This is a genomic window from Streptomyces aurantiaciflavus, assembly GCF_049808595.1.
Taxonomy (GTDB): Bacteria; Actinomycetota; Actinomycetes; order Streptomycetales; family Streptomycetaceae; genus Streptomyces.
Map to the genome: position 1 here is coordinate 97,068 of NZ_JBNCAQ010000035.1, position 6,797 is coordinate 103,864.

General features: G+C 72.8%; 6 protein-coding genes. 5 read left to right on the forward strand and 1 reads right to left on the reverse strand.

Annotation, left to right across the window (positions count from 1 at the left end; genetic code table 11):
• Window positions 1-196: 196 nt before the first annotated feature.
• Complete coding sequence (locus ACPT94_RS33345) at window positions 197-724, forward strand: GVDTG sorting domain-containing protein (protein WP_425247538.1); 528 nt, start codon at window positions 197-199, stop codon at window positions 722-724.
• Window positions 725-839: 115 nt separating this feature from the next.
• Window positions 840-1,463, forward strand: a complete 624-nt coding sequence (locus ACPT94_RS33350; protein ID WP_360344817.1) for a class F sortase — start codon at window positions 840-842, stop codon at window positions 1,461-1,463.
• A gap of 53 nt (window positions 1,464-1,516) precedes the next feature.
• Here the strand turns inward: ACPT94_RS33350 and ACPT94_RS33355 are convergent, their stop codons facing one another.
• Complete coding sequence (locus tag ACPT94_RS33355; protein WP_425247539.1) at window positions 1,517-2,299, reverse strand: sulfite exporter TauE/SafE family protein; 783 nt, start codon at window positions 2,297-2,299, stop codon at window positions 1,517-1,519.
• A 222-nt stretch (window positions 2,300-2,521) separates the two neighbouring features.
• Here ACPT94_RS33355 and ACPT94_RS33360 point away from each other — a divergent pair, with 222 nt between their 5' ends.
• The 3 genes from ACPT94_RS33360 to nirD are packed head-to-tail and all read left to right on the forward strand — an operon-like array spanning window position 2,522 to window position 6,707.
• A complete protein-coding gene (locus ACPT94_RS33360) occupies window positions 2,522-3,733 on the forward strand; it encodes an NAD(P)/FAD-dependent oxidoreductase (RefSeq protein WP_425247540.1) in 1,212 nt (403 codons plus the stop codon).
• A complete protein-coding gene (gene nirB, locus ACPT94_RS33365) occupies window positions 3,733-6,351 on the forward strand; it encodes a nitrite reductase large subunit NirB (protein WP_360344811.1) in 2,619 nt (872 codons plus the stop codon). The genes ACPT94_RS33360 and nirB overlap by 1 nt, the downstream gene beginning before the upstream one ends.
• Complete coding sequence (gene nirD / locus ACPT94_RS33370; protein ID WP_360344809.1) at window positions 6,348-6,707, forward strand: nitrite reductase small subunit NirD; 360 nt, start codon at window positions 6,348-6,350, stop codon at window positions 6,705-6,707. Before nirB ends, nirD begins: the two co-directional genes overlap by 4 nt.
• Window positions 6,708-6,797: the final 90 nt, after the last annotated feature.

Consider the following 6,797-nt stretch of genomic DNA (forward strand, 5'->3'; position numbering starts at 1 on the left):
CGATGACCTGCCGAAACGCCCGCACGAGCAACCCTTCCGCCGGGCCGCCGACACCCGTTCGTCCCAGTCCTGACGCGCCCTCAGGAAGCGCGCTCGCGCCGCTGCCACTTACCTCTGGAAGGGCAGGGACGCGACCGAGGCGGCGGCACATGGGGGTGCCGCGGGCCGTGCCCTCGACGAGCTCGGAGGAGCACCGATGCGACGTACCGCCGCGCGCCTGCTGACCGGCACCGCGTTCGCCGTCGCCGCCGCGGCCGGGGCGGCCGCACCCGCGCACGGCACCGACGGCGGGACCGGCAGCCTGGAGGTGTACCCCTCCACCGCGGTGCCGGGCGGCCAGGTCACCGTGAACACGGCGGCGTGCGCGAACGGCGGGGCCGCGGGCGACGCCGGGGCGGTGGGCGCCGGCCGCTTCATACTGGCGCCCAGCGCGCACCGGGGCGAGGCGGTCGGGCAGTTCCGGGTGCCGCCGAGCGCGCAGCCGGGGACGTACGAGATCGTCGCGGAGTGCGCCGCGGACGGGCGGAAGGTCGCCGGGGACCTGGTGGTGGTGCTCAGTTCCCAGCTGCAGCAGGTGTATCCGCACGGAAGCGTCAAGACGGGGGTCGGCGGCGCACTGGGCCGCGATCCCGTGCAGACCGCGGCCGGTGTGGCGGCCCTCGCCGTCGCCGCCGCGGGCGGTACCTGGCTCCTGCATCGCCGGGCGAGAGGCGACGGGATCTGACGGACACCCTCCGCTGTCCGTCCACCGGTACCGCATCTCCCCTCCCCCTCCGGGTCCGACGCCCCTCGCGGCCCGGAGGGGGGCACGGGGCTCCGCCGACCGAGAGGGTTCTTGGATGCGCAGGATCGGAAACACCGCGATAGCGGCCGTCACCGTCACAGCCCTCTGCTCCGGCGCCTGGCTGCTGCACAGCGGCGCCGAGACGCACGCCCCGCCGCAGCCGGCCGCCGCCGAGGGCCGGCCGGGCCGCCCCGACCCGCGCTCCGCCCCCGCGCTGCCGCCCTCCCCGCCCGACCGCGTCCGCATCCCGTCGATCCATGTGGACGCCCCCCTGATGGGCCTGGGACTGACGGAGGCCGGCAGCCTCGACGTCCCGCCTCCCGAGAACGAGAACCTCGCCGGCTGGTACGAGGCCGGCACGACCCCCGGTGAGACCGGCACCGCGATCGTCGCCGGCCACGTCGACAACGCCGACGGCCCCGCCGTCTTCTACGACCTCGGCGCCCTGAAGCGGGGCGCAACGATCGAGATGGACCGGCGCGACGGCACCGTCGCGGTGTTCACGGTGGACGCGGTCGAGACGTACGAGGCACGGAACTTCCCCGACGCCAAGGTGTACGGAGCGGCCGAGCGGCCGGAGTTGCGGGTCATCACCTGCGGCGGGGGGTATTCGCGGGCGACCGGATATCAGGGGAACGTGGTGGTGTTCGCCCATCTCACGGGGAGCCGCGTGGGCTGAGCGGACGGGCGACGCACGGCAGGTCGCCCTGGCCCTCAGGGAGTGAGACCCGGTCAGGCGACCCACTGCTCGTACGCCAGCTTCGCCACCAGTGTGAACACCACCGTCAGCAGCACCACCCGCACGAAACCGCTGCCCTTCTTCAGGGCCGTGTGCGCGCCCAGGGTGCCGCCCACCAGGTTGAACACCGCCATCAGGGCGGCCAGTTGCCACAGGACCGCCCCCTGCCAGGCGAAGGTGGCGAGCGCGCCGGCGTTGGTGCAGCAGTTGACGATCTTGGCGGTGGCGGAGGCGGTGACGAGGTCGAGGTGGAGGACGGCGGTGAGGGCGAGGACCAGGAACGTGCCGGTGCCGGGGCCGATCAGGCCGTCGTAGAAGCCGATGCCGAGGCCGGCGAGGCCGATCGCGGCGAGGACGCGGCGCGGTCCCGCCGGGCCGGTCGCGGGGGCGGTGCCGAAGGCGGGGCGCAGGATGACGAAGGCGGCCACGCCGAGCAGCACCAGCATGATCACCGGCTTGAGGACGTCGGTGCTCATCCCGGCCGCGAAGAAGGCCCCCGCCGAGGAGCCGGCGAGTGCCGCGAGTCCGATCCGTACGGCCAGACCCACATCGACCGGCGCCTTGCGCGCGTAGGTCACGGCCGCCCCGGCCGTGCCGACGATCGCCACCGCCTTGTTGGTGCCGAGCGCGTGCGCGGCCGGGGTGCCGGCCGGCAGTCCGAGCAGCAGTGCCGGAAGCAGCAGGAGCCCGCCGCCGCCGACCACGGCGTCGATCCAGCCGGCCGCGAGGGCGGCGAGACAGAGGACGGCGACCATGGTCAGCGATATGTCGGGCATGATCGCGACTGTACGGGACCGGATACATGCCCCGTCCATCGAACTGAGGCCCTTCTGAGGTTGCGGGGCGTCGCCGGACGTCCCCGCCCGTCACCTCACAGGCCGTCCGGCGCCGGCCCCGGAAACCCTCACATCCCCGCCCCGGCTCCGCTGAGGGCAGCGTTCCTCGCGGGAAACAACCGTGATGCTGCCGGGTAACGTCCGCACCGCACGCTCGATGACATGACCTCGAATTCGCGTGTGGTGGTGATCGGCGCCGGCCTCGCGGGCGTACGTCTCGCCCGGCGGCTCGGTGAACTCGGCGCGCCCGCGGTACTGATCGGCGACGAGGAGCACCTCCCGTACAACCGGGTCCTGCTCGCCGAGGTGCTGGCCGGACGGTACGCCCCCGAGGTGATCGCGCTGCCCGCGCCCGCCGCGCTGGTCCGGGCCCGGGTCACCGGCATCGACCGCGACCGGCGGACCGTGGCCTGCGCGGACGGCTCGGAGATCGCATACGACACGCTGGTGCTGGCCACCGGGTCCAACCCGGTGCTGCCGCCGCTGCGCGGCCTGTTCACCCCGGACCACGTGCTGCCCGAGGGCGTCCACGCGTTCCGCACCATGGACGACTGCCTGGGCCTGTCCAAGGCGGTCCGGCCGGGGGTGCGGGCGGTCGTCATCGGCGGCGGGCTCCTCGGGGTCTCCGCCGCCCGCGCCCTCGCGGTGCGCGGCGCGCAGGTCGTCCTCGCCCAGCAGGCCGAGCGGCTCATGGAGCGTCAGCTCGACCCGGGGGCGTCCCAGCTCGTCCTGCGGCACCTGAAGGACCTCGGCGTCGAGGTGCACACCGAGTGCCGGGTGCGGGACGTGCGCTGCGTCGGCGGCGCGGTCCGCTCCGTCGAGATGGCGGACGGATACGCCCTCGACGCCGACCTGGTGGTGCTGGCCTGCGGGGTGTCCCCGCGCGCCGGTCTCGCCAAGAGCGCCGGGCTCGCCGTCCACAAGGGCGTCCTCGTCGACGACGAACTGCGCACCTCCGACCCGCACATCCGCGCGATCGGGGACTGCGCCCAGCACGACGGCACCGTGTACGGCCTCGCCGCCCCCGCCCTCGAACAGGCGGACGTGCTGGCCGAGGCGCTGACCGGGAACGCGAGCGCCCGGTACAGCGGCACCAGGGCCCTGACCCGGCTCACGCTCAACGGACACTCCGCCTTCGACCTCGCCGCGTTCGGCGAGACCGAGGCACGCCCCGGCGACGACGTCGTGCAGCTCGCCGACGCCACCCGCGGCACCTACCGCAAGGTCGTCGTCCGCGACGACCGCCTGGTCGGCGGCGTGCTCGTCGGCGAACTCGGCACCGTCGGCGCGCTCGCCCGCGCCTGGGAGGGAGCAGAGCCGCTCCCCGACAACGGCCCGCTGCTCCACCTGCTCACCAACGATGGAGGCTCCTGATGACCGCCACCCTGGGGGCCACCCCCACGATCGTGCTCGTCGGCCACGGCATGGTCGGCCAGCGCTTCCTCGAAGCGCTCGCCGAGCGCGGCCTGACCGCCACGCACCGCGTGGTCGTCCTGTGCGAGGAGCCGCGCCCTGCGTACGACCGCGTCGCCCTCACCTCGTACTTCTCGGGGAAGACCCCCGAGGACCTCTCGATGACCGACATGGAGTTCATCAAGGACCACGGCATCGAGCTGTACATCGGTGACCCGGCGGAGACCGTCGACCGCGAGGCGAAGAAGGTCACCGCCAGGTCCGGCCAGGTCTTCGAGTACGACGTCCTCGTCCTCGCCACCGGCTCGTACCCCTTCGTCCCTCCGGTCCCGAACAAGGACGCCGCCGGCTGTTTCGTCTACCGCACGATCGAGGACCTGCTCGCGATCGAGGAGTACGCGAAGACGAGGGCGACCACCGGTGCGGTGGTCGGCGGCGGTCTGCTGGGACTCGAGGCGGCCGGTGCGCTCAAGGGTCTCGGACTCGACGCCCACATCGTGGAGTTCGCGCCCCGGCTGATGCCCGTCCAGGTCGACGAGGGCGGTGGCGCGGCGCTGCTGCGCACCATCGAGGACATGGGCCTGTCCGTCCACACCGGTGTCGGCACGCAGGAGATCGTGGTCGGCGAGGACGGCGCGGTCACCGGTATGAAGCTGTCCGACGGTTCCGAACTGGCCACCGACATGGTGGTGTTCTCCGCCGGTGTCCGCCCCCGCGACCAGCTGGCCCGCGACTGCGGCCTGACGGTCGGCGAGCGCGGCGGCATCAGCGTCGACGAGCAGTGCCGGACGGTCTCCGACCCGCACGTCTTCGCGATCGGCGAGTGCGCGCTGGCCGCGGACGGCCGGGTGTACGGCCTGGTCGCGCCGGGTTACGAGCAGGCCGAGACGGCCGCCGCCACGATCGCCGCGGACGAGGCCGAGCAGTTGACGTTCACCGGCGCCGACCTGTCCACCAAGCTGAAGCTGCTCGGCGTGGACGTGGCCTCCTTCGGTGACGCGCACGGCACCGCCGAGGACTGCCTGGACGTCGTCTACTCCGACTCCCGCTCGGGCCTGTACAAGAAGCTGGTCATCGGCCGCGACGGCACGCTGCTCGGCGGCATCCTGGTCGGTGACGCGGAGGCGTACGGCACGCTGAAGGCCTTCACCGGCTCGGTCCCGCCGGTCTCGCCCGAGTCGCTCGTCCTGCCGGCCGGCGCCGGCGCGCCCGCCCAGCTCGGCCCGGCCGCACTGCCGGACGACGCGATCATCTGCTCCTGCAACAACGTCCGCAAGGGCACGATCCGCGCCGCGGTCACCGACCACCAGTGCACCACCGTGCCCGAGGTGAAGAAGTGCACCAAGGCCGGCACGACGTGCGGCAGTTGCGTCAAGGTCCTCGGCCAGCTGGTCACCGCCGAGCTGGAGGCCAGCGGCGTCGAGGTCGACAAGGGCCTGTGCGGCTGCTTCTCGCAGACCCGCGAGGAGCTGTACGAGATCGTCCTCGCCCTGCGCATCAACACCTACCAGGACCTGCTCGACCGCTACGGCCGCGACGGCGCCAAGGGCGGCGACGGCTGCGAGATCTGCAAGCCGGCGGTGGGCTCGATCATCGCCTCCCTCGCCCCCACGATCGGCGCGAGCGGATACGTCCTGGACGGCGAGCAGGCGGCTCTGCAGGACAGCAACGACCACTTCCTCGCCAACCTGCAGAAGAACGGCTCGTACTCGATCGTGCCGCGCATCCCCGGCGGTGAGATCACCCCGGAGAAGCTGATCGTGATCGGCGAGGTCGCCCGCGACTTCGGCCTCTACACGAAGATCACCGGCGGTCAGCGGATCGACCTGTTCGGTGCGCGGGTCGAGCAACTCCCGCTGATCTGGGCCCGGTTGGTCGACGCCGGCTTCGAGTCCGGCCACGCCTACGGCAAGGCCCTGCGCACGGTGAAGTCCTGCGTCGGCCAGACCTGGTGCCGCTACGGCGTCCAGGACTCCGTCCGCATGGCGATCGACCTGGAGCTGCGCTACCGGGGCCTGCGCTCCCCGCACAAGCTGAAGTCGGCGGTCTCCGGCTGCCAGCGCGAGTGCGCGGAGGCCCAGTCGAAGGACTTCGGCGTCATCGCCACCGCCAACGGCTGGAACCTGTACGTCGGCGGCAACGGCGGCGCCACCCCGCGCCACGCGGACCTGCTGGCCCAGGACCTGTCCGACGCCGAGCTGATCCGCCTGATCGACCGCTTCCTGATGTTCTACATCCGCACCGCCGACCGCCTGGAGCGCACCTCGACCTGGCTGGAGCGCATCCCCGGCGGCCTGGACCACGTGCGCGACGTGGTCGTGGAGGACTCCCTCGGCATCTGCGAGGAGCTGGAGTCCCTGATGGCGGCCCACGTGGCGAACTACCGCGACGAGTGGGCGGAGACCATCAACGACCCCGAGAAGCTCTCCCGCTTCGTCTCCTTCGTGAACGCCCCCGACACCCCCGACCCGGTCGTCGGCTTCGTCCCCGAGCGCGACCAGATCAAGCCCGACCTGCCGCTGCTCTCCATCGGCATGCGACCCACGGAAGACGTCCTGGAAGGAACCGCCCAGCGATGACCCTGGCACCCGAGACGACCGACCTGAAGGTCCAGCTGAAGCTGGACTCCCCGGCAGACGACTGGTTCACGGTCTGCGACCTGCACCAGCTCGTCCCCGGCCGGGGCGTGGCCGCCCTGCTGCCGGACGGCCGCCAGGTCGCCCTGTTCCGCGACCGCAAGGGCGAGCTGTACGCCATCGACAACCGCGACCCCTTCGGCGGCGCCGCCGTCCTCTCCCGCGGCCTCACCGGCACCCACCAGGGCCGTCCCTTCGTCGCCTCGCCCCTCCTCAAGCAGCGCTTCGACCTGCGGAGCGGCCAGTGCCTGGACGACGAGACGGTGCACATCACGGCATACGAGGTCCGGGCGGCCTGACGGCTGACGGCTGACGGCTGACGGCTGACGGCTGACGGCTGACGGCTGACGGCTGACGGCTGACGGCCCACGACACCACCCGCCGCGGGG